Source organism: Streptomyces ambofaciens ATCC 23877 (genome assembly GCF_001267885.1).
Classification (GTDB): Bacteria; Actinomycetota; Actinomycetes; order Streptomycetales; family Streptomycetaceae; genus Streptomyces; species Streptomyces ambofaciens.
Map to the genome: position 1 here is coordinate 6,810,276 of NZ_CP012382.1, position 19,905 is coordinate 6,830,180.

Genomic DNA, 19,905 nt, shown 5'->3' on the forward strand with positions numbered 1-19,905 from the left:
GTCCGACCGGTGCGATCCGGTGCGATCCGGCCGGATCAGCCGCGGACGGCGGCCAGGGACTCCCTGGCGGCGGCGGCGACGTGCCCGGCGGTGAAGCCGAACTCGGTGAACAGGGTCGTGGCGTCGGCGGAGGCGCCGAAGTGCTCCAGGGAGACGATGCGTCCCGCGTCCCCGACGAACCGGTGCCAGGTCAGGCCGATGCCGGCCTCCACGGCCACCCGGGCCCGCACGGACGGCGGCAGCACGCCCTCGCGGTACTCGCGCGGCTGCTCCTCGAACCACTCCACGGACGGCATCGACACCACCCGGGTGGCGGTCCCCTCGGCCTCCAGCGCCTCCCGTGCGGCCACGGCGAGCTGCACCTCGGACCCGGTGGCGATCAGGACGACGTCCGGGGTGCCGGTGGAGGCGTCCGCCAGGACGTACCCGCCCCTGGCCGCGTCGGGGTTCGGCTCGTACGTCGGCACGCCCTGGCGGGTGAGGACGAGGCCGTGCGGGGCCGGACGGGTCGAGTGGCGCCTGAGGATCTCGGCCCAGGCGGTGGCGGTCTCGTTGGCGTCGGCCGGGCGGACCACGTTCAGACCCGGGACGGCGCGCAGCGAGGCGAGGTGCTCGACGGGCTGGTGGGTCGGGCCGTCCTCGCCGAGCCCGACGGAGTCGTGCGTCCACACGTAGGTCACCGGGAGCTGCATGAGCGCGGACATCCGCACGGCGTTGCGCATGTAGTCGGAGAAGACCAGGAAGGTGCCGCCGTAGACGCGGGTGTTGCCGTGCAGGGCGATGCCGTTCATCTCCGCGGCCATGGAGAACTCGCGGATGCCGAAGTGGACGGTACGGCCGTACGGGTCGGCCTCCGGCAGCGGATTGCCTTCGGGGAGGAAGGAGCTGGTGCTGTCGATCGTCGTGTTGTTCGAGCCGGCCAGGTCGGCCGAGCCGCCCCACAGCTCCGGCAGCACCGGACCGAGCGCCTGGAGGACCTTGCCGGAGGCGGCGCGGGTGGCGAGGGCCTTGCCCGTCTCGAACACCGGCAGCGCGTCCGCCCAGCCCTCGGGCAGCCGGCCGGCCACCACACGGTCGAACAGGTCGGCGCGCCGCGGCTGGGCGCCCCGCCACTTGTCGATCCGCTTGTCCCAGGCGGCGTGCGCCTCGGCGCCCCGGTCCAGGGCCCGGCGGGTGTGGGCGAGGACGTCGTCGGCCACCTCGAAGGTCTTCTCCGGGTCGAGGCCGAGCACGCGCTTGGTGGCGGCGACCTCGTCGTCGCCGAGGGCGGAACCGTGGGAGGCCTCGGTGTTCCGCGCGTTCGGGGCGGGCCAGGCGATGATCGTGCGCATGGCGATGATGGAGGGGCGGCCGGTCTCGGCCTTCGCCGCCGTCAGGGCCGCGTGCAGGGCGTGCACGTCGACGTCGCCGTTCTCGGCGGGCTCGATGCGCTGCACGTGCCAGCCGTAGGCCTCGTACCGCCCCAGCACGTCCTCGGAGAACGCGGTGGCGGTGTCGCCCTCGATCGAGATGTGGTTGTCGTCGTAGAGGAAGACGAGGTTGCCGAGCCTCTGGTGGCCGGCCAGGGACGACGCCTCGGCGGAGACGCCCTCCTGGAGGTCACCGTCGGACACGATCGCCCAGACGGTGTGGTCGAAGGGGGACTCGCCGGCCGGTGCCTCGGGGTCGAACAGGCCCCGCTCGTACCGGGCGGCCATCGCCATGCCCACCGCGTTGGCGACGCCCTGGCCCAGCGGCCCGGTGGTGGTCTCCACGCCCGCGGTGTGCCCGTACTCGGGGTGGCCGGGGGTCTTGGAGCCGTGCGTGCGGAAGGCCTTCAGGTCGTCCAGCTCCAGCTCGTACCCGGCGAGGTAGAGCTGGGTGTAGAGGGTGAGCGAGGTGTGGCCGGGGGAGAGGACGAAGCGGTCACGGCCGGTCCACTCGGGATCGGCGGGGTCGTGCCGCATCATCTTCTGAAAGATCGTGTACGCGGCCGGGGCCAGGGCCATCGCCGTGCCCGGATGCCCGTTGCCGACCTTCTGCACGGCGTCGGCTGCCAGGACACGGGCGGTGTCGACGGCACGCCGGTCGAGTTCGGTCCATTCGAAGCGGTCCGCGCTGTCCACTGTGTGCGTGCTCATCTTCAAGAAGTCCTCGATCGGAGCGAAGTAGCCGGTCTGACGTGTTCAAACTTAAAAGTCTGACTTTTGTGAGTGAAGGTCGTCGTGTGCCAGCCTGTGGTGAAACTGGGACACGCCCGCGCGACCGGGCGCACGGGCGGGACGGCACGAGAAGGACATGGCGGACGAAAGCATCCAAGACGGTGACGGCGGCGACGCCGGCAGAGGCGGCGACGGGATCGCCACGTTCCCCTTCCCGGTCGATCTCAGCCTCCTCGGCGTCGGTGTGCAGGTCGGTCCCATGGGCGCCGGGCGCACCTGGCACGCGCACGCCCCGCTGCACCGTGTGCACCGCATCGACTTCCACGTCGTCATGCTCTTCACCGGCGGCCCGGTCCGTCACATGATCGACTTCGCCGAGTACGAGGCGACGGCCGGCGATCTGCTGTGGATCCGGCCCGGACAGGTCCACCGCTTCTCGCCGGACAGCGAGTACCGCGGAACCGTGCTGACCATGCAGCCCGGCTTCCTGCCCCGCGCCACCGTGGAGGCCACCGGCCTCTACCGCTACGACCTGCCGCCCCTGCTCCACCCCGACGAGGCGCGGCTCGCCGGGCTGACGGCCGCGCTCGACCAGCTGCACCGCGAGTACGAGGACGCCACCACCCTGCCCCTCAGCCTGCACACCGCCGTACTGCGCCACACGCTCTCCGCGTTCCTCCTGCGCCTCGCCCATCTCGCGGTCAGCTCCGCCCAGGCGGCGCGACAGGGCCGGGAGGACGTGCCGAACGACACCACCTTCACCCTCTTCCGGGACGCGGTCGAGCGGGGCTTCGCCACCAACCACAGCGTCAGCGCCTACGCCGACGCGCTCGGTTACTCCCGCCGCACCCTCGTCCGCGCGGTACGCGCCGCCACCGGTGAGACGCCCAAGGGGTTCATCGACAAACGGGTCGTCCTGGAGGCCAAGCGCCTCCTCGCCCACACCGACATGCCGATCGGCCGGGTCGGCGCGGCGGTCGGCTTCCCGGACGCGGCGAACTTCTCCAAGTTCTTCCACCAGCACACGGACCAGACACCGGCGGGGTTCCGGGCCGAACTGCGCTGAGACGCCGTCACCGTGCGGTCGCCGCGCCGTCGTCGCGGCGAGCCGTCCCGCACCCGGGCGCCCCACCCGGGCAGGGCGCCCGTCAGACGGTGCGGGACGTGCCGCCCGGCGTGCCATGATCGGCGCCAGGCGCACGTGCGGCCGGGCGAGGGAAGGATGCGGGTGTGAGGCTGACGATTCTGGGCGGCGGCGGTTTCCGGGTGCCGCTCGTGTACGGCGCTCTCCTCGGGGACCGCGCCGAGGGACGCGTGACGCACGTCGTGCTGCACGACCTCGACGCGGCGCGTCTGTCGGCGGTCACCAGGGTGCTCGCCGAACAGGCGGACGGGGTGCCGGACGCGCCGGAGGTGACCGCCACGACCGATCTGGACGAGGCGCTGCGCGGTGCCGACTTCGTGTTCTCCGCGATCCGCGTCGGCGGCCTCGAAGGCCGGGCCGAGGACGAGCGGGTGGCGCTCGCCGAGGGCGTCCTCGGGCAGGAGACGGTCGGCGCGGGCGGCATCGCCTACGGGCTGCGGACCGTCCCGGTCGCCGTCGACATCGCGCGCCGGGTGGCCCGGCTCGCGCCGGACGCCTGGGTCATCAACTTCACCAACCCGGCCGGTCTGGTCACTGAGGCCATGGCCCGCCACCTCGGCGACCGCGTCATCGGCATCTGCGACTCGCCGGTCGGTCTCGGCCGCCGCGTCGCCCGCGCGCTGGGCGCCGACCCGGAGCGGGCCTTCGTCGACTACGTCGGCCTCAACCACCTCGGCTGGCTGCGCGGCCTGCGCGTCGGCGGCCGTGACGAACTCCCGCGGCTGCTCGCCGACCCGGCGCTGCTCGGCTCGTTCGAGGAGGGCCGGCTCTTCGGCCCCGAGTGGCTGCGCTCCCTCGGCGCCATCCCCAACGAGTACCTGCACTACTACTACTTCAACCGGGAGACCGTCCGCGCCTACCGGGAGGCCGACCGCACCCGGGGCGCCTTCCTGCGCGACCAGCAGGCCGGCTTCTACGAGGAGATGCGCCGCCCCGGCGCCCCGGCGCTCGCCACCTGGGACCGCACCCGCGCCGAACGCGAGGCCACTTACATGGCCGAGAACCGGGAGACGGCGGGCGCGGGCGAGCGCGAGGCGGACGACCTCTCCGGCGGCTACGAGAAGGTGGCGCTCGCGCTGATGCGGGCCGTCGCCCGCGACGAGCGCACCACCCTCATCCTCGACGTCCGCAACCGCGGCACCCTGGCGGTGCTCGACGCCGACGCCGTGATCGAGGTCCCGTGCCTGGTCGACGCGAACGGCGCACACCCGGTGGCCGTCGACCCGCTGCCCGGTCACGCCACCGGGCTGGTCTGCGCGGTCAAGGCGGTCGAGCGCGAGGTCATGACGGCGGCCGAGACCGGCTCCCGCGCGGCGGCGGTACGGGCCTTCGCCCTGCATCCCCTGGTCGACTCGGTCGACGTCGCCCGCCGCCTCGTCGACGGCTACACGGCGGTCCACCCCGGCCTGGCGTATCTCGGGTAGGGACGGAGCACCGCGCCCGGGGCGACCTGCCCGGCTTTCGCCCTCCCCTCGGCGGGGCACGGTCAGGGGAGTCACCCCACGTGCCCGCCGCGCCTCTACGCGGGAGCTCCGGCGGCCGGGTGCTCGGGTGCCGGGGCGCCCACCGGTTGGACGGCCGGCGCCGCGACCGACGGGCGACTCGCCGAAGCCGAAGCCGAAGCCGTAGCCGAAGCCGTAGCCGAAGCCGAAGCCGAAGCCGGAGCCGAAGCGGGAGCCGAGCCCGGAGCCGATGCGGACGAGGACGTGGATGCGGATGCGGATGCGGAGACGGAAGCCGAAACGGACGCGGTGGTCGGAGCCGGTACCCCGGGCAGTTCCGCGCGCTGGTGGGGGAGGGACACCGGTCGCAGGGGACGCGGTCCGGACACCACCGCGTAGTCCTGGCCCAGGAACGGCGGGGTCAGCTCGCCCGGGTCGTCGCCGAGGGCCAGCCGGACCGCCGCCCAGGGCGCGTTGACACCGCACAGCGCCAGCTGGTGCAGCCCACCCGCCGGGCGGGTGTTGACGTCCATCAGGACGGGCCGGTCGCCGTACATCCGGAACTGCACGTTGGACAGGTGGTGCAGCCCGAAGGCCTCGGCGATCAGCCGGGCCGGTGCCAGCCACTGCTCGTGGAGCGTGAACCCCCGGCGGCGGCCGTTCTTGGTGCGGCCCACGGCCAGCCGCACCCGGTTGTCGGGCCCGGTGAGGCAGTCCACCGAGACCTCCGGCTGCTCCAGCCGCGGCATCACCAGCCAGTCGACCGGCTCCTCCGCCGCCCGCAGCGCCTCGACGACCAGCGGCAGCGGCACGTCCGGGCTCGGGAAGCCGTTCAGGTGGGCGAGGGAGAAGGGGTCGCGGGTGACCATCCGGAAGCCCACGCCGCCCGCGCCGGACGCCGGTTTGAAACACGCCCGGTGCCCGTGCGCCTCCAACTCCTCGACCGCGGAGACGAGTTCGTCGGCCGTGCGGACCCGCCACCAGGGCGGGACCGGCACGCCGATCGCCCGCACCGCCTCGTAGGCGATCACCTTGTCCTGGAAGACGGCCACCGCCTCCGGGGGCGGTGCCAGCAACGCCGTACCGGCCGCCTCGAAGTCGGCACGGTGGGCCACGACCGCCGCCTGGTGCAGACGGGGCACGAACACGTGGATGCCCCGGCGCGCGCACTGGTCCAGGGCGTACTCGACGTAACCGGCCGGGGACAGGCCCTCCGGCTCCAGCTCGGCCGTGTCGGCCGCGGCCAGGACGGGGGAGTCCGGGTCACCGTGCGTGGCGTGGATCTCGACGGCCCGGTCGGCGGGATTTCTCCGCAGCTGATCCATGAAGAAGACGTTCTCCGCGTACGTGCGGTTGAGCCAGACGCGTACGGGAGAAACCATGCAGGCCGCCTTTCACGGTTCACGGGCAGGGCGAAGCAGGCCGTGCCCGGCCAGGGGGGTTGGAGGGACACCAAGCCGCCCTGCGCGGAGGGAGAATCGTGGCGGTGGTGTCGGGGCGATCATAGGGGGTCCCGCGCCTGTGAGCGCAAAGCGCGTCACACGGATGCGCCCGCGCCGAGACGGGGCGGGCGCGCAGGCCGGTCCGGCCCGGCGAGCCGCCCTTGTGAGCGGGTCCGGGATGTGATCTCGTGATCTCGAACGCGCGTCCGGAAGGGGTGGGGATGACGGCGACGGTCGGTGGTCCGGGGCAGCTGTGGGCCATCAGCGACTTGCACATCGGGTACGAGGAGAACCGCGCACTGGTCGAGAAGATGCGGCCCGAGTCCGACGACGACTGGCTCCTGGTGGCCGGCGACGTGGCGGAGACCGTGGCCGACGTCCGCTGGGCCCTCGGCACCCTCGCGGACCGCTTCCGGCGGGTGATCTGGACCCCCGGCAACCACGAACTGTGGACGCACCCCAAGGACTCCGTCACCCTCCGGGGCGCCGCCCGCTACGAGCACCTCGTCGAGATGTGCCGCGAGCTGGGCGTGACGACGCCCGAGGACCCGTACCCGGTGTGGGACGGCGCCGGGGGTCCGGCGGTCGTGGCCCCGCTGTTCCTGCTCTACGACTACTCGTTCCTGCCCGCGGGATGCGCGACCAAGGACGAGGGGCTGGCGTACGCCCACGGCACCGGCGTCGTGTGCAACGACGAGTACCTGCTCCATCCCGACCCGTATCCGAGCCGCGAGGCCTGGTGCCGGGCGCGGGTCGCCGAGACCGAGCGCAGGCTCGCCGCGCTCCCCGACGGGCTGCCGACGATCCTCGTCAACCACTACCCGCTGGACCGCCACCCCACCGAGGTCCTGTGGTACCCGGAGTTCGCCATGTGGTGCGGCACCCGGCTGACCGCCGACTGGCACCGCAGGTTCCGGGTCGCCACCATGGTCTACGGGCACCTGCACATCCCGCGGACCACCTGGCACGAGGGCGTCCGCTTCGAGGAGGTGTCGGTGGGCTATCCCCGGGAATGGCGCAAGCGGACCGGGCCGCCGGGCCGGCTCCGCCGCATCCTGCCGTCGCCGCCCGGAGAGGAGACCGCCCGGTGATCGAGGACCTGCTGCCCGCCACGGTGGTCACCGTGGAGGCCCACGGCCACGACGACGCCGGGCACCTGCCCCTCTATCCGGAGGAGGAGGCGCTCGTGGCGCGGGCGGTCGACAAGCGCCGCCGGGAGTTCACCGCGGTACGGTCCTGCGCGCGCCGCGCCATGGAGAAACTCGGCGTGCCCGCCCAGCCCGTGCTCAACGGCGAACGTGGTGCGCCGCGGTGGCCGTCCGGGCTGGTCGGCAGCATGACCCACTGCGACGGCTACTGCGCCGCCGCTCTGGTCCGCGCCACCGACCTGGCCTCCGTCGGCATCGACGCCGAACCCGACGGGCCGCTCCCGGACGGCGTCCTGCCCGGAGTGTCCCTGCCCGCCGAGGCGGAGCGGCTGCGCCGGCTGGGCCGGGAGCGGCCCGGCGTCCACTGGGACCGGCTGCTCTTCAGCGCCAAGGAGTCGGTGTACAAGGCGTGGTTCCCCCTCACCGGGGAGTGGCTGGACTTCATGGAGGCCGACATCGAGATCTCTGTGGACCCGGTGGACCCGCGCCGCGGCACCCTGCGCGCCGCTCTCCTGGTGCCGGGCCCCACCGTGGGCGGCCGGCGCGTCGGCCACTTCGACGGCCGCTGGACCGCCCGGCATGGCCTGGTGGCCACGGCGGTCACGGTCCCGCACGCCTGAGCCCCGCGGCCCGGGACGCGAGCCCCGGGCGCCGTCGGTGCCGGCGGACCCGCGCCCCGGGCCGGGCGGCGCGGTCGGCCGGCGTGCGCGTCACGGCCGCGGGCACCAGTCGCGCAGGAGCCGGAAGAACGCCTCCTCGTTCCCGGTCAGTCCCGCGGCCTCCAGCGCCTGCTCCGCCTCGGCCAGTACGGAGGGCGGGACGACGGGTGGCCGCGGGGCGTCCGCCGGTCCCACCGCGGTGTCGAAGCCGGCCCGCACGGTGTGCAGGAGCCGCAGGTAGGCCTGAACGGCCGTGCGCTCGTGGTCGGTCAGTACGGCGGTGGTCATCGGTCGGCTCTCCCCACAACGACGTCAGCGGTCACGCGCCCCCGCACGGCGGCGGCACACTCCCAGCTTGCCGCCCCCCACTGACAATCCGGCCGAACCCCGCCCCGCACACGGTGCCGTGGCTCACCCGTCCCCCGCGGACCAGCGGCCGGCCGGCTCGCCGCGCGGTCGGCGCACCCGTCCCCGGGGGCCTCTCCCCGGCCTCACGACTCCGGTCGTTTGACGCTCTCCAGGAGCATGTCCAGCCACTCGGCGACCTTGTCGCGGTGCTGGTCGGTGGGCAGTTGCGCGGCCCGCCAGGCTATTCCGCGTACGCCGTGGTCCTGCAGCAGCCGCTCCAGGGGGTCGTCGTCGACGGCCGCCGCCTGCCGCTCCCGGTCGGCGAGCTGCTGCAACAGCTCCTGCTCGGTGCGCTGCAGGGCGCTCGCGAGCGCCTCCGGGTCCTCGGCGGTCAGGAATCCGGCGTGCACCCGGAAGAAGCGCTGGATGGCGTCGCAGTGCTCCATGGTGGGCCGCCGGTCGCCGTTGATGAGGGCGCCCGCCTGCTGCCGGGACATGCCGGCGCCGTCGGCGATCTCCTGCTGGGTGTACTTGCGGCCGTTCGGCTTCAGCCGGGTGCGGCGCAGCAGGTCCAGGCGCTGCACGAACCGGGCCTGCACGTCGGGTTCGCCGGCCGGGCGCCCGCCGAGCAGCGCGCCCACCACGGACTCGGGGACGCCGGAGGCGGCGGACAGGCGGCCGACGTCGAAGACCTCGGCGTGCGGTACGCCGAGCCGGTCCGCGAGGGCGGTGACGCGGGCGACGACGGCGGGCAGCGCCGCCGTCGGCATGGCATCCGGACCCTCCAAGCCATCCGTCACCGACAGCTCTCCTACGTCTCTCACAGGCCTCACAGGCTTTGCACGAGCGGTTGCCGTGAACTCCCGGAGAGTAGCCTGCCGCTCGAACTCACATCCAGGTCTCGCCACAACTGTGGCCAATTTGAGCCGTCAACAGGCACGAAATGCCACGATAGTTGACACGCCTCGCACCGGGGCACCAGGATCGGGACGCCGCGAGAAGGCCGCATAGGCAAGAGGGGTGACCTCCCGATGGCATTTCAGGCAGGAGGGCAGCGGCCGGCGCCGCGGCCCGTTCCCGCGAGCCCCGACGCCCAGGCGTATCTCCAGGACTACACCGCGCTCCTGGAGGCCGTCGCCTTCCCGTCCCTCGTCGTCGACCACCGCTGGGACGTGGTGCTGACCAACGGCGCCTTCCGGACACTCTTCCGCGGGGCCGGCCCGCATCCGACGGCCATGCCGGGCGACAACTTCCTTCGGTTCGTCCTCTTCCACCCGGACGCGTCCGACGTCCTCGGGGAGCACGAGTCGAGCTGGTGCCTGCCCATGCTGGCGCACTTCGCCGCCACCCTGGAGCGGTACGGCCACGACCACGGTCTACAGGCCGTCCGCCGCGAGATCGCCCAGGATCCGATCATGGAGGCTGCCTACCGCCAGGGCCTGCCGCACTGGATGCGCGCGGTCGGCGCCGAGGCCGTCGAACACGACGGCGCGGTACGGCCGTTGCACCACCCCGACCCGCGCTGGGGCGCCACCGAGTGCCGCGTCGTGGTCGAGACCCCGAGGGCGCTGGAGGAGCTGGGCTACAGCCGCTTGACGCTGGTGCTGCGCGAGCCGCGCCGCACACCGCCCCGCCCTCCGCGCCCCCGACGCGGTGCCGCCCGCCTGAGGGTGGTCCCCGCCTCCGAGTGACCCGCCGCGGCGACGGCGACGGCCCTGTTCCCAGTAGATGTGATGTGTGACATAGTACTGGCGTGATCGAGTCGCTGACCTGCGATGTCGTAGTGGTCGGGGCCGGAATGGTGGGTGCGGCCTGTGCGTGGTCCGCCGCTCGCTCGGGGCTCGACGTGATCGTCGTGGACCGTGGCCCGGTGGCCGGCGGCACCACGGGAGCGGGGGAGGGCAACCTCCTCGTCTCCGACAAGGCACCCGGTCCCGAGCTGGAACTCGCCCTGCTGTCCGCGCGCCTGTGGAGCGAACTGGCCGGGGAGCTGGGCCGCGCCGTCGAGTACGAGGCCAAGGGCGGTGTGGTCGTCGCCGAGACCCCCGAGGCGCTGGCCGGCCTCGAGACCTTCGCCGCCGGCCAGCGGGCGGCCGGTGTGGCGGCGGAGACCGTTCCGGCGGACCGGCTCCACGACCTGGAACCCCGTCTCGCCCCCGGCCTGGCGGGCGCCGTGCACTATCCCCAGGACGCCCAGGTGATGCCCGCCCTGGCCGCCGCCCACCTGCTGCGGGCGTCGGGGGCCCGGCTGCGCACCGGCCGGACGGTGACCGGCGTCCTGCGCGGCCCCGACGACGCCGTGCGCGGAGTGCGTACGGACCGCGGCGACCTGCACGCACCTGCGGTCGTCAACGCGGCCGGGCCCTGGGCCGGCGAACTGGCCGCCCAGGCCGGTGTCCGGCTGCCGGTCCTGCCCAGGCGCGGCTACGTCCTCGTCACCGAACCGCTGCCGCCCCGCGTGTGGCACAAGGTGTACGCCGCGGACTACGTCGGCGACGTCGCCAGCGACTCGGCCGCCCTGCGGACCTCCCCGGTCGTGGAGGGGACGGCCGCGGGACCGGTCCTCATCGGCGCCAGCCGTGAGCAGGTCGGCTTCGACCGTTCGGTGTCCGTGCCGGCGCTCCGGGCGCTGGCCGAGGGCGCGACGCGGCTGTTCCCCTTCCTGGCGGGTGTGCGGGTTGTGCGCGCCTACGCCGGCTTCCGGCCCTACCTGCCCGACCACCTCCCGGCGATCGGCCCCGACCCCAGGGCGCCCGGTCTCTTCCACGCCTGCGGGCACGAGGGGGCGGGCATCGGACTGTCCACCGGCACCGGGTACCTGATCGCCCAGCTGCTGAGCGGTGAGCGGACGGCCCTCGACCTCACCGCGTTCCGTCCCGACCGCTTTCCCGAGGAGGCCCCGTGAATCCCCTCCGGCTGGTCCGGGCGCGGCCCGCGCCCGCCTTCACCGTCACCGTCGACGGCCGGCCGACCCGGGCGCTGCCCGGCCGGACCGTCGCCGCCGCACTCTGGGCGGCCGGCATCACCTCCTGGCGCACCACCCGCGGATCGGGCCGCCCGCGCGGGGTCTTCTGCGGGATCGGAGTGTGCTTCGACTGCCTGGTCACCGTCAACGACCGGCCCAACCAGCGCGCCTGCCTGGTCCCCGTGCGTCCCGGGGACGCCATCCGCACCCAGGTGGGGACCGGCCATGAGGACTGACCTGGCGGTGGTCGGGGCGGGGCCGGCCGGGCTCGCGGCGGCGCTCGCTGCGGCGGCGGGAGGGCTGCGGGTGACGGTCCTCGACGCCGGGGACCAGCCCGGCGGGCAGTACTTCCGGCAGCCCGCCGCCGAGCTGGGCGCCCGGCGGCCACAGGCCCTGCACCGCCAGTGGCGCACCTGGGAACGGCTGCGGGGCGCACTCGCCGACAGCGGCGTACGCGTCCTGACGGAGCATCACGTGTGGTTCGTCGAGGAGCGGTCCGGCGCCTTCACGGTGCGCGCCCTGCTCGGACCCGGGCAGGACGAACCGGCCGACGTGCACGCGGACGCGGTGCTGCTCGCCACCGGCGGCTACGAGCACGTCCTGCCCTTCCCCGGCTGGACCCTGCCCGGTGTCGTCACCGCCGGGGGCGCCCAGGCCATGCTCAAGGGCGGGCTGGTCGTGCCCGGGAGGACCGCCGTGGTCGCCGGCACCGGGCCGCTGCTGCTCCCGGTGGCTACCGGGCTCGCGGCGGCCGGCGTCCGGGTGGCCGCCCTCGTCGAGTCGGCCGACCCGAAGCGCGTCGCCGGCCATGCCCGCGCCCTGGCCGGCAAGCTCCCCGAGGGCGCCGCCCTTGCCGCCCGACTGCTGCGCCACCGCGTCCGCCCGCTCACCCGGCACACCGTCGTCCGCGCCCACGGCGACGACCGCCTGACCGGTGTCACCGTCGCGGCCCTCGACCCGGCCGGACGGGTCCGGCGGGGCACCGGACGCCACCTCGCCTGCGACACCCTGGCCGTCGGCCACGGCATGCTCCCGCACACCGACCTGGCCGACGGCCTCGGCTGCCGCCTGGACGGTCCGGCCGTGGCCGTCGACGCCGAGCAGCGCACGAGCGTCCCCGGCGTCTGGGCGGCCGGGGAGGCCACCGGCATCGGCGGCGCCGCCCTGGCACTCGCCGAGGGACATCTCGCCGGACGCTCGATCGCGGCCCGGCTGCGGGGCGACGACCCCGACCCGGCCGGACGGGCGCGGGCCGTGAGGGCGCGCGAGACACTGCGGACGGCCGCCGCCGCCCTCGCCGCAGCCTTTCCCCCGCCCGCCCACTGGACCGGACAGGTCACCGACGACACCGTCGTCTGCCGCTGCGAGGAGGTCACCGCCGGCGCCGTCCGGGAGGCCGTCGACGGACTCGGCGCGGACGACGTCCGCACCGTCAAGCTGCTGACCCGCGCGGGGATGGGATGGTGCCAGGGCCGGATGTGCGCCCCCGCGGTCGCCGGCCTCACCGGCTGCGAACCCGGCCCGGCCCGGCGCCCGTTCGCCCGCCCGGTGCCCCTCGGCGTGCTGGCCCGGACACGGGCCGAGGAACCCGGAGCGACCCAGGAAACCGAGAGAGGACCCTCATGACCGACCACCGTCCCTGGCGCGGCGTCCTCGTCGCCACCGCGCTGCCGCTGCACGAGGACCTCTCCGTCGACCACGACGCCTACGCCGAGCACTGCGCCTGGCTGGTGGCGAACGGCTGCGACGGCGTCGTACCCAACGGCTCCCTCGGCGAGTACCAGGTGCTCACCCCCGAGGAGCGCACCCGCGTCGTGGAGACCGCCGTCGCCGCGGTCGGCGGGGCACGGGTCGTGCCCGGTGTCGCGGCCTACGGCTGTGCCGAGGCCCGCCGCTGGGCCGAGCAGGCCCGCGAGGCCGGCTGCGGCGCGGTGATGCTGCTGCCGCCCAACGCCTACCGTGCCGACGAGCGGTCCGTCCTCGCCCACTACGCGGAGGTGGCGCGGGCGGGCCTGCCGGTCGTCGCGTACAACAACCCCGTGGACACCAAGGTGGACCTGGTGCCGGAGGTGCTCGCCCGGCTGCACGGCGAGGGCCACATCCAGGCCGTGAAGGAGTTCTCCGGTGACGTCCGCCGCGCCTACCGCCTCGCGGAACTGGCCCCGGAACTAGACCTGCTGGCCGGCGCCGACGACGTCCTGCTGGAGCTGGCGATCGCGGGTGCCAAGGGCTGGATCGCCGGGTACCCCAACGCGCTGCCCGCCGCCTGCGTCGAGCTGTACCGTGCCGCCGTCACCGGTGACCTGGTCACGGCCGGGCGGCTGTACCGGCAGCTGCACCCGCTGCTGCGCTGGGACTCGAAGGTCGAGTTCGTCCAGGCCATCAAACACTCCATGGACCTCGCCGGACGCCACGGCGGCCCCTGCCGCCCGCCCCGCGTCCCGCTGCAGCCCGACCAGGAGGCCGCGGTCCGCGCCGCCACCGAGAAGGCCCTCGCGGCCGGACTGGCGTAGGGAGCCCTCATGCGCAGCAGACTCGTCCTGCACGCCGTCGACTCGCACACCGAGGGCATGCCCACCCGGGTGGTCACCGGCGGCGTCGGCACCATCCCCGGCGCGACCATGAACGAGCGGCGGCTGTACTTCCGCGAGCACCGCGACGACGTCAAGCGGCTGCTGATGAACGAGCCGCGCGGCCACGCCGCCATGAGCGGCGCGATCCTCCAGCCGCCCACCCGGCCCGACTGCGACTGGGGCGTGGTCTACATCGAGGTCTCCGGCTACCTCCCCATGTGCGGCCACGGCACCATCGGCGTGGCGACCGTCCTCGTCGAGACCGGCATGGTCGAGGTCGTCGAACCCGTCACCACCATCCGTCTCGACACCCCCGCCGGGGTCGTCGTCGCCGAGGTCGCCGTGGAGGGCGGCGCCGCCCGCGCGGTGACCCTGCGCAACGTCCCCTCCTTCGCCGCCGGCCTCGACCGCGAGGTCACCCTGCCCGACGGCCGGACCGTGAGGTACGACCTCGCCTACGGCGGCAACTTCTACGCGATCCTGCCGCTGGAGCGCCTCGGGCTGCCCTTCGACCGGTCCCGCAAGGACGAGATCCTCGCCGCCGGCCTCGCCCTGATGGCGGCCGTCAACGACGCGGAGGAACCGGTCCATCCCGAGGACCCGTCCATCCGCGGCTGCCACCATGTGCAGGTGACCGCACCCGACGCCACCGCCCGCCACTCCCGGCACGCCATGGTGATCCACCCCGGCTGGTTCGACCGTTCGCCCTGCGGCACCGGCACCAGCGCCCGCATGGCCCAGCTCCACGCCCGGGGCGAACTCCCGCCGCACACCGAGTTCGTGAACGAGTCCTTCATCGGCACCCGGTTCACCGGACGGCTGCTCGGCACCACCGAGGTCGGGGGCCGGCCCGCCGTGCTGCCCAGTTTCACCGGCCGGGCCTGGATCACCGGCACCGCCCAGTACCTCCTGGACCCCGAGGACCCCTTCCCCGCCGGGTTCGTGCTGTGAACGCCGGCGGTCCCGCCCTGCCCGTCCTCGGCGGCAGGAAGACCAGTCACCGCGAGCGGGTCGCCGAGGCGCTGCGCGCCGCCCTCATCGCGGGCGAACTGCGCCCCGGCGAGGTCCACTCGGCGCCCGGCCTCGCCGCCCGCTTCGGCGTCTCCGCCACCCCCGTGCGCGAGGCGATGCTCGACCTCGCGAAGGAGGGGCTGGTCGACACCGTGCCCAACAAGGGGTTCCGGGTCACCGCCGTCTCCGACCGGCAGCTCGACGAGTACACGCACATCCGGTCACTCATCGAGATCCCCACCACCGCCGCACTCGCCGGCACGGCCGACCCCACCGCCCTGGAGGCACTGCGCCCGGTCGCCGAGGAGATCGTCACCTCCGCCGCGGCCGGCGACCTCATCGCGTACGTCGAGGCCGACCTGCGCTTCCACCTCGGGCTGCTGGAACTGGCGGGCAACGCCCATCTGGTGGACGTCGTACGGGACCTGCGCCGGCGCTCCCGGCTGTACGGGCTGACGGCGCTGGTCGAGCAGGGGCGGCTCCAGGCGTCCGCCGAGGAGCACCTGGAGATCCTCGACGCGCTGCTCGCCCGCGACGAGGAGGCCGTGCGCGCCGTGATGACGCGGCACCTGGGACACGTCCGCGGCATGTGGGCGGCCCGCGTCGGCGAGGCGGCGGCGCCTCCGAGCTGACCGGCTGCCCGGCCCCGCGTCCCACCGCCCGGATCTGCTCGTGCACGCGGGCAAGCGGTGCTGCGCACCGCCGCGAGGCCGACGGACGGACGACGCACGACCGCCCTTCAGGGAGGGTGCTCCGACGGGCCGTGCGCGGACGGCACGAACGTACTCGGCGGGAACGTGGGGCCCGCCCGGGCTCCGGGTCAACGCCCTTGCCGGCATGGATGGTTGATGCTTCGACCGGGCGTCGTTGACAGTGCGGGACGCGCACTCGTAGCGTGCGCCCTGCGTACGCCCGTCCGTGCGGCACGCGCTCGCCGAGAGGGTTCCGCCCGGAGGCCCGATGCCCGAAGACGCAGTCCGCGCGCCGCACTTCGTGAGGTCCTTCGAACGGGGTCTCGCCGTCATCAGGGCCTTCGACGCCGACCATCCGGCACTCACGCTGAGCGAGGTCGCACGCGCCGCGGAACTGACCCGGGCGGCCGCCCGCCGCTTCCTGCTCACCCTGGCCGACCTCGGCTACGTCCACACCGACGGCCGGCTGTTCCGGCTCACCCCGCGCGTGCTGGAGCTCGGCTACTCCTATCTGGCGGGCTTCACCCTGCCGCAGATCGCCGAGCCGCATCTGGAGCGACTCGTGGCGCGGGTACGGGAGTCGTCCTCGCTGTGCGTCCTCGAAGGCGACGACATCGTCCACGTCGCCCGCGTCCCTGCCCGCCGCATCATGGCCGCCTCGATCACGGTCGGCGCCCGTTTCCCGGCGCACCTCACCTCCGTGGGCCGGGTCGTCCTCGCCGGTCTGCCGGAGGCCGAGGCCGAGGTCCGGATCGCCCGCGCGGACCTGCGCCCGCACACCGCCCGCACCCTCACCTCGGCGGACGCCCTGCGCGCGGAGCTGCGCCGGGTCCGCCGCCAGGGCTACGCACTGGTCGACCAGGAGCTGGAGGACGGCCTCAGGGCCGTCGCCGCGCCGGTGCGGGACCGGGACGGCGAGGTGGTGGCCGGCGTGGGCATCGCGGTGCACGCCGGCCGCAACTCCGTGGAGTCCGTGCGCCGGGACCTGCTGCCGCACCTGCTGGCCACGGCCGCCCGGATCGACGCGGACCTCAGGATCACAGGTCCGGCACGAACCGCCGGCCACGACGGCGGGACACGCGGCTGAGCACGGTCTCGCCGTCGGCCCGGTCCGCCTCGGTGAGCACCGACGCACAGCGCGCCCCGACCGCGCAGGGCGGGTGGCAGCGGTCCTGCGGCTCCACGGGGGTGCCGGACGCGGTCGGGTGCGGCGCGACCGGGTCCCGTCATCGGTGACGGTGGCCGGGCACCACGCCGGCCACGCCGTCCCGCCCGGACAACGTGACTTCCGTCTGACGGAACCTCCTCCGTCCGGGATCCCTCCCGCGAAGTTACCCGTGCGTTCCGCACGTCGGAGAGGTGACAGCGGCAACTGTGCGGGGTCGTGGGCCGCGTGACACCGTCATCTCCGTCAGCGACCGGTGGAAGGGAGTAGGCGTGAACAAGGGCTACGCCGTGTACTGCGACGCGGACCCGTACTTCTACGACGCCCCCCACCGCACGTCCCCGCGGACCGGTGCCGGGCGCTCCCGGTACGCCGCGGCCTCCCGGCCCGTACCGGAGGGATGGCAGCGCAACGAGAGCGGGGACTGGCTCGCCCTGCGTCCGGTCGACGCCGTCCTGCCCGACCAGGGCTGGAAGATCCACGTCGCGGCCTGTCTCGACAACGCCGAGAGCGTGCTCGACCGGGTGTGGCGGCACTGCGTCGAGCGCGGCACGGCCTTCAAGTTCGTCCCCAGCCGCTACCTGCTGCACCAGCGCAACGCCAAGTACGCGGACCGGGCCGGCAGCGGCAAGTTCATCACCGTGTACCCGGCGGACGAGGCGGACTTCGAGCGGCTCGTGGACGAGCTGTCCGGCCTGCTGTCCGGCGAGCCCGGGCCGCACATCCTGAGCGACCTGCGGATCGGCGCGGGCCCCGTGCACGTCCGGTACGGCGGCTTCACCCGCCGCAACTGCTACGACGCGAACGGGGAGCTGCGGCCGGCCGTCACTGGCCCCGACGGCGTGCTGGTGCCCGACCTGCGCGGACCGGCCTTCCGGATACCCGACTGGGTGCGCCCGCCCGCCTTCCTGCGCCCGCACCTCGACGCCCGCGCCGCGGTGACCGTGAGTGGTCTGCCCTACGCCATCGAGTCGGCGCTGCACTTCTCCAACGGCGGCGGTGTGTACCTCGCCCGCGACACCCGCACCGGCGAGCAGGTCGTCCTCAAGGAGGCCCGTCCGCACGCCGGTCTGGCGGCCGACGGCGCCGACGCCGTCGCCCGGCTGCACCGCGAACGCCGGGCGCTGGAACTCCTCTCGGGCCTCGACTGCACGCCCGAGGTGCTCGACCACCTCACGATCGGGGAGCATCACTTCCTCGTGCTGGAGCACGTCGACGGCAAGCCGCTCAACACGTTCTTCGCCCGCCGTCACCCGCTCATCGAGGCCGACCCGGACGCGCGGCGACTGGCCGAGTACACCGCCTGGGCCCTGGAGGTCCACGCACGGGTGGAACGCGCCGTGGCGGACGTCCACGCCCGGGGCGTGGTCTTCAACGACCTGCACCTGTTCAACATCATGATCCGCGAGGACGACAGCGTCACCCTGCTGGACTTCGAGGCCGCGCACCACGTCGACGAACCCGGCCGGCAGACCGTCGCGAACCCCGGGTTCGTGGCGCCGTCCGACCGACGGGGCGTCGCGGTGGACCGGTACGCGCTGGCGTGCCTGCGGCTCGCGCTGTTCCTCCCGCTCACCAGTCTGCTGGCGCTCGACCGGCGCAAGGCGGCCCACCTCGCCGACGTGATCGCGGAGCAGTTCCCCGTGGAGCGTTCCTTCCTGGACGCGGCGGTCGACGAGATCACGGCCGGTGCCGACGGTGCCCGCCCGGAGCGGCGGCCGGCCGGCCCGGTGGCGCCGGTCCGGCCGCACGACTGGCCCCGCAGCCGGGAATCGATGGCCGAGGCCATCCGCGCATCCGCGACGCCGTCCCGCACGGACCGGCTCTTCCCCGGCGACATCGCCCAGTTCGCCACGGCGGGCGGCGGCCTTGCCTTCGGCCACGGGGCGGCCGGAGTGCTGTACGCCCTGGCCGAGAGCGGGGCGGGACGGGACGAGGACGGGGAGCAGTGGCTGCTGGAGCGGACCAAGCAACCGCCCTCGGGCATGCCGCACGGCTTCCACGACGGCCTCGCGGGCCTCGCCTGGACCCTGGAGCGTCTCGGCCACCGCGACCGCGCCCTCGATCTCGTCGAACTCCTCCTCGACCAGCCCTTCGACCACCTGGGTGCCGACCTGCACAGTGGCACGGCCGGACTGGGCCTGGCCCTCGACTCGCTGGCCGCCACCACCGGGGAGAGCGCGCTGCACGCGGCGGCCCTGCGCTGCGCCGAGCTCACCGCCGCCGGCACGTCCGCCGGGAGCGAGGGCTCCGGCCGGCCCCGCGCGGGACTGCTGTACGGAGCCGCGGGACGCGCGCTGCTCTTCGTGCGGCTCTTCGAACGCACCGGGGACCCGTCCTTCCTCGACCTCGCCCGCGACGCGCTGCGCCAGGACCTCGCGCGCTGCGTCCGCGGCGCGGGCGGCGCGCTGCAGGTGGACGAGGGCTGGCGCACCATGCCCTACCTGGGCGCGGGCAGCGTGGGCATCGGCATGGTGCTCGACGACTACCTGGCACACCGGGACGACGAGGAGTTCGCCCGGGCGCGGGGCGAGATCGTGGCGGCGGCGCAGGCCATGTTCTACGCCCAGCCGGGGCTCTACCGGGGTGTCGCCGGAATGGTGCTCCACCTCGGCCGGACCACCGCCCCGGTGCCCGGCACCGGCCCGGCGGCCGTACGGCGCCAGCTCGACGCCCTGGCCTGGCACGCCATGTCCTACCGCGACCGGCTCGCCTTCCCCGGCGAGCAGATGATGCGCCTGTCCATGGACCTCTCCACGGGAACGGCCGGATGCCTGCTGGCCGTCGCCTCCGTACTCGGCGACGAGCCCGCCGCCCTGCCGTTCCTGCCGCCGCTGCCCCCGGACAGCGGCCCACAGACTCGGCCCCGTCAGGGGTCGTGACCGAAGCACACCCGTTGCCGTACGAAGGGAAGATGTCATGAACCTGTTTGACCTGCAGTCGATGGAGACCCCCAAGGAAGAGGCCATGGGGGACGTCGAGACCGGAAGCCGCGCGAGCCTGCTGCTCTGCGGCGACAGCAGCCTGAGCATCACCACCTGTAACTGACACGGGTGTTGACCGCCGCGGTGGCGTGGTGAGCCACGTCGCCCGGTGACGGCGCCCCGGGATCTCCCGGGGCGCCGACGCCTGCGCGCAGGAACGACCCGGCCGCACGCCCCACCGGCGGGCGACC

Annotated in this window: 18 protein-coding genes; 14 read left to right on the forward strand and 4 right to left on the reverse strand. The window is 74.3% G+C overall.

The window, feature by feature from the left end:
- Positions 1 to 35: 35 nt before the first annotated feature.
- The gene (gene tkt, locus SAM23877_RS30000) at positions 36 to 2,120 is read right to left on the reverse strand and encodes a transketolase (RefSeq protein WP_053139815.1); all 2,085 of its coding nucleotides are present in this window, start codon (positions 2,118 to 2,120) and stop codon (positions 36 to 38) included.
- 157 nt (positions 2,121 to 2,277) lie between these two features.
- Here tkt and SAM23877_RS30005 point away from each other — a divergent pair, with 157 nt between their 5' ends.
- Positions 2,278 to 3,207 (forward strand): helix-turn-helix transcriptional regulator, encoded by a 930-nt coding sequence (locus SAM23877_RS30005; protein ID WP_053139816.1) that lies wholly within the window; start codon positions 2,278 to 2,280, stop codon positions 3,205 to 3,207.
- Between the two features lie 164 nt (positions 3,208 to 3,371).
- Positions 3,372 to 4,709: a 6-phospho-beta-glucosidase gene (locus tag SAM23877_RS30010; RefSeq protein WP_053139818.1), complete on the forward strand. Its 1,338-nt coding sequence runs from the start codon at positions 3,372 to 3,374 to the stop codon at positions 4,707 to 4,709.
- Positions 4,710 to 4,804: 95 nt separating this feature from the next.
- Here the strand turns inward: SAM23877_RS30010 and SAM23877_RS30015 are convergent, their stop codons facing one another.
- Positions 4,805 to 6,109 carry an ATP-grasp domain-containing protein gene (locus tag SAM23877_RS30015; RefSeq protein ID WP_079030518.1) on the reverse strand — a complete coding sequence of 435 codons (1,305 nt, stop codon included), beginning with the start codon at positions 6,107 to 6,109 and terminating at the stop codon, positions 4,805 to 4,807.
- 281 nt (positions 6,110 to 6,390) lie between these two features.
- On the opposite strand from SAM23877_RS30015, the gene SAM23877_RS30020 reads away from it, so the two are divergent.
- Both SAM23877_RS30020 and SAM23877_RS30025 read left to right on the forward strand, forming a co-directional pair.
- Entirely contained in the window at positions 6,391 to 7,260 is an 870-nt protein-coding gene (locus tag SAM23877_RS30020) for a metallophosphoesterase family protein (protein WP_053139820.1), read from the forward strand.
- Positions 7,257 to 7,937, forward strand: coding sequence for a 4'-phosphopantetheinyl transferase family protein (locus SAM23877_RS30025; RefSeq protein WP_053139822.1), 681 nt, complete (start codon positions 7,257 to 7,259; stop codon positions 7,935 to 7,937). Before SAM23877_RS30020 ends, SAM23877_RS30025 begins: the two co-directional genes overlap by 4 nt.
- Positions 7,938 to 8,027: 90 nt before the next feature.
- On the opposite strand, the gene SAM23877_RS30030 is transcribed toward SAM23877_RS30025, so the two are convergent.
- Together SAM23877_RS30030 and SAM23877_RS30035 are read right to left on the reverse strand one after the other, a co-directional pair.
- Complete coding sequence (locus SAM23877_RS30030) at positions 8,028 to 8,264, reverse strand: hypothetical protein (RefSeq protein ID WP_053139824.1); 237 nt, start codon at positions 8,262 to 8,264, stop codon at positions 8,028 to 8,030.
- A 203-nt stretch (positions 8,265 to 8,467) separates the two neighbouring features.
- On the reverse strand, positions 8,468 to 9,124 hold the full coding sequence (locus tag SAM23877_RS30035) for a helix-turn-helix domain-containing protein (RefSeq protein WP_053139826.1): 657 nt from the start codon (positions 9,122 to 9,124) through the stop codon (positions 8,468 to 8,470).
- Between the two features lie 231 nt (positions 9,125 to 9,355).
- Between SAM23877_RS30035 and SAM23877_RS30040 the strand changes: the two genes are divergently transcribed.
- From SAM23877_RS30040 to ramS, 10 genes are all read left to right on the forward strand, one after another.
- On the forward strand, positions 9,356 to 10,015 hold the full coding sequence (locus SAM23877_RS30040) for an MmyB family transcriptional regulator (RefSeq protein WP_053139827.1): 660 nt from the start codon (positions 9,356 to 9,358) through the stop codon (positions 10,013 to 10,015).
- Positions 10,016 to 10,077: 62 nt separating this feature from the next.
- A complete protein-coding gene (locus SAM23877_RS30045; protein ID WP_053139829.1) occupies positions 10,078 to 11,229 on the forward strand; it encodes an NAD(P)/FAD-dependent oxidoreductase in 1,152 nt (383 codons plus the stop codon).
- Complete coding sequence (locus SAM23877_RS30050) at positions 11,226 to 11,525, forward strand: (2Fe-2S)-binding protein (protein WP_053139831.1); 300 nt, start codon at positions 11,226 to 11,228, stop codon at positions 11,523 to 11,525. Before SAM23877_RS30045 ends, SAM23877_RS30050 begins: the two co-directional genes overlap by 4 nt.
- Positions 11,515 to 12,915, forward strand: coding sequence for an FAD/NAD(P)-dependent oxidoreductase (locus tag SAM23877_RS30055; protein WP_053139833.1), 1,401 nt, complete (start codon positions 11,515 to 11,517; stop codon positions 12,913 to 12,915). The genes SAM23877_RS30050 and SAM23877_RS30055 overlap by 11 nt, the downstream gene beginning before the upstream one ends.
- On the forward strand, positions 12,912 to 13,802 hold the full coding sequence (locus tag SAM23877_RS30060; protein WP_053139835.1) for a dihydrodipicolinate synthase family protein: 891 nt from the start codon (positions 12,912 to 12,914) through the stop codon (positions 13,800 to 13,802). Before SAM23877_RS30055 ends, SAM23877_RS30060 begins: the two co-directional genes overlap by 4 nt.
- 9 nt (positions 13,803 to 13,811) lie before the next feature.
- The gene (locus tag SAM23877_RS30065; protein ID WP_053139837.1) at positions 13,812 to 14,813 is read left to right on the forward strand and encodes a proline racemase family protein; all 1,002 of its coding nucleotides are present in this window, start codon (positions 13,812 to 13,814) and stop codon (positions 14,811 to 14,813) included.
- Positions 14,810 to 15,505: a GntR family transcriptional regulator gene (locus tag SAM23877_RS30070; RefSeq protein WP_053139839.1), complete on the forward strand. Its 696-nt coding sequence runs from the start codon at positions 14,810 to 14,812 to the stop codon at positions 15,503 to 15,505. Before SAM23877_RS30065 ends, SAM23877_RS30070 begins: the two co-directional genes overlap by 4 nt.
- Before the next feature lie 328 nt (positions 15,506 to 15,833).
- Positions 15,834 to 16,652 carry an IclR family transcriptional regulator domain-containing protein gene (locus SAM23877_RS30075; protein WP_079030520.1) on the forward strand — a complete coding sequence of 273 codons (819 nt, stop codon included), beginning with the start codon at positions 15,834 to 15,836 and terminating at the stop codon, positions 16,650 to 16,652.
- Positions 16,653 to 17,002: 350 nt separating this feature from the next.
- On the forward strand, positions 17,003 to 19,612 hold the full coding sequence (gene lanKC / locus SAM23877_RS30080; RefSeq protein WP_053139843.1) for a class III lanthionine synthetase LanKC: 2,610 nt from the start codon (positions 17,003 to 17,005) through the stop codon (positions 19,610 to 19,612).
- A gap of 37 nt (positions 19,613 to 19,649) precedes the next feature.
- Positions 19,650 to 19,778 carry a mycelium formation morphogenetic lantipeptide SapB gene (gene ramS / locus SAM23877_RS30085; protein WP_003972313.1) on the forward strand — a complete coding sequence of 43 codons (129 nt, stop codon included), beginning with the start codon at positions 19,650 to 19,652 and terminating at the stop codon, positions 19,776 to 19,778.
- The last annotated feature ends 127 nt before the right edge of the window (positions 19,779 to 19,905 follow it).

Excerpts from the sequence above, each read along its gene's own strand:
- SAM23877_RS30065 (WP_053139837.1), top strand. The coding sequence starts at position 13,812 with ATGCGCAGCAGACTCGTCCTGCACGCCGTCGACTCGCACACCGAGGGC.
- SAM23877_RS30060 (WP_053139835.1), top strand. The coding sequence starts at position 12,912 with ATGACCGACCACCGTCCCTGGCGCGGCGTCCTCGTCGCCACCGCGCTG.
- SAM23877_RS30005 (WP_053139816.1), top strand. The coding sequence starts at position 2,278 with ATGGCGGACGAAAGCATCCAAGACGGTGACGGCGGCGACGCCGGCAGA.
- SAM23877_RS30030 (WP_053139824.1), bottom strand. The coding sequence starts at position 8,264 with ATGACCACCGCCGTACTGACCGACCACGAGCGCACGGCCGTTCAGGCC.
- SAM23877_RS30020 (WP_053139820.1), top strand. The coding sequence starts at position 6,391 with ATGACGGCGACGGTCGGTGGTCCGGGGCAGCTGTGGGCCATCAGCGAC.
- SAM23877_RS30040 (WP_053139827.1), top strand. The coding sequence starts at position 9,356 with ATGGCATTTCAGGCAGGAGGGCAGCGGCCGGCGCCGCGGCCCGTTCCC.
- SAM23877_RS30015 (WP_079030518.1), bottom strand. The coding sequence starts at position 6,109 with ATGGTTTCTCCCGTACGCGTCTGGCTCAACCGCACGTACGCGGAGAAC.
- SAM23877_RS30055 (WP_053139833.1), top strand. The coding sequence starts at position 11,515 with ATGAGGACTGACCTGGCGGTGGTCGGGGCGGGGCCGGCCGGGCTCGCG.
- SAM23877_RS30075 (WP_079030520.1), top strand. The coding sequence starts at position 15,834 with ATGCCCGAAGACGCAGTCCGCGCGCCGCACTTCGTGAGGTCCTTCGAA.
- tkt (WP_053139815.1), bottom strand. The coding sequence starts at position 2,120 with ATGAGCACGCACACAGTGGACAGCGCGGACCGCTTCGAATGGACCGAA.
- ramS (WP_003972313.1), top strand. The coding sequence starts at position 19,650 with ATGAACCTGTTTGACCTGCAGTCGATGGAGACCCCCAAGGAAGAGGCC.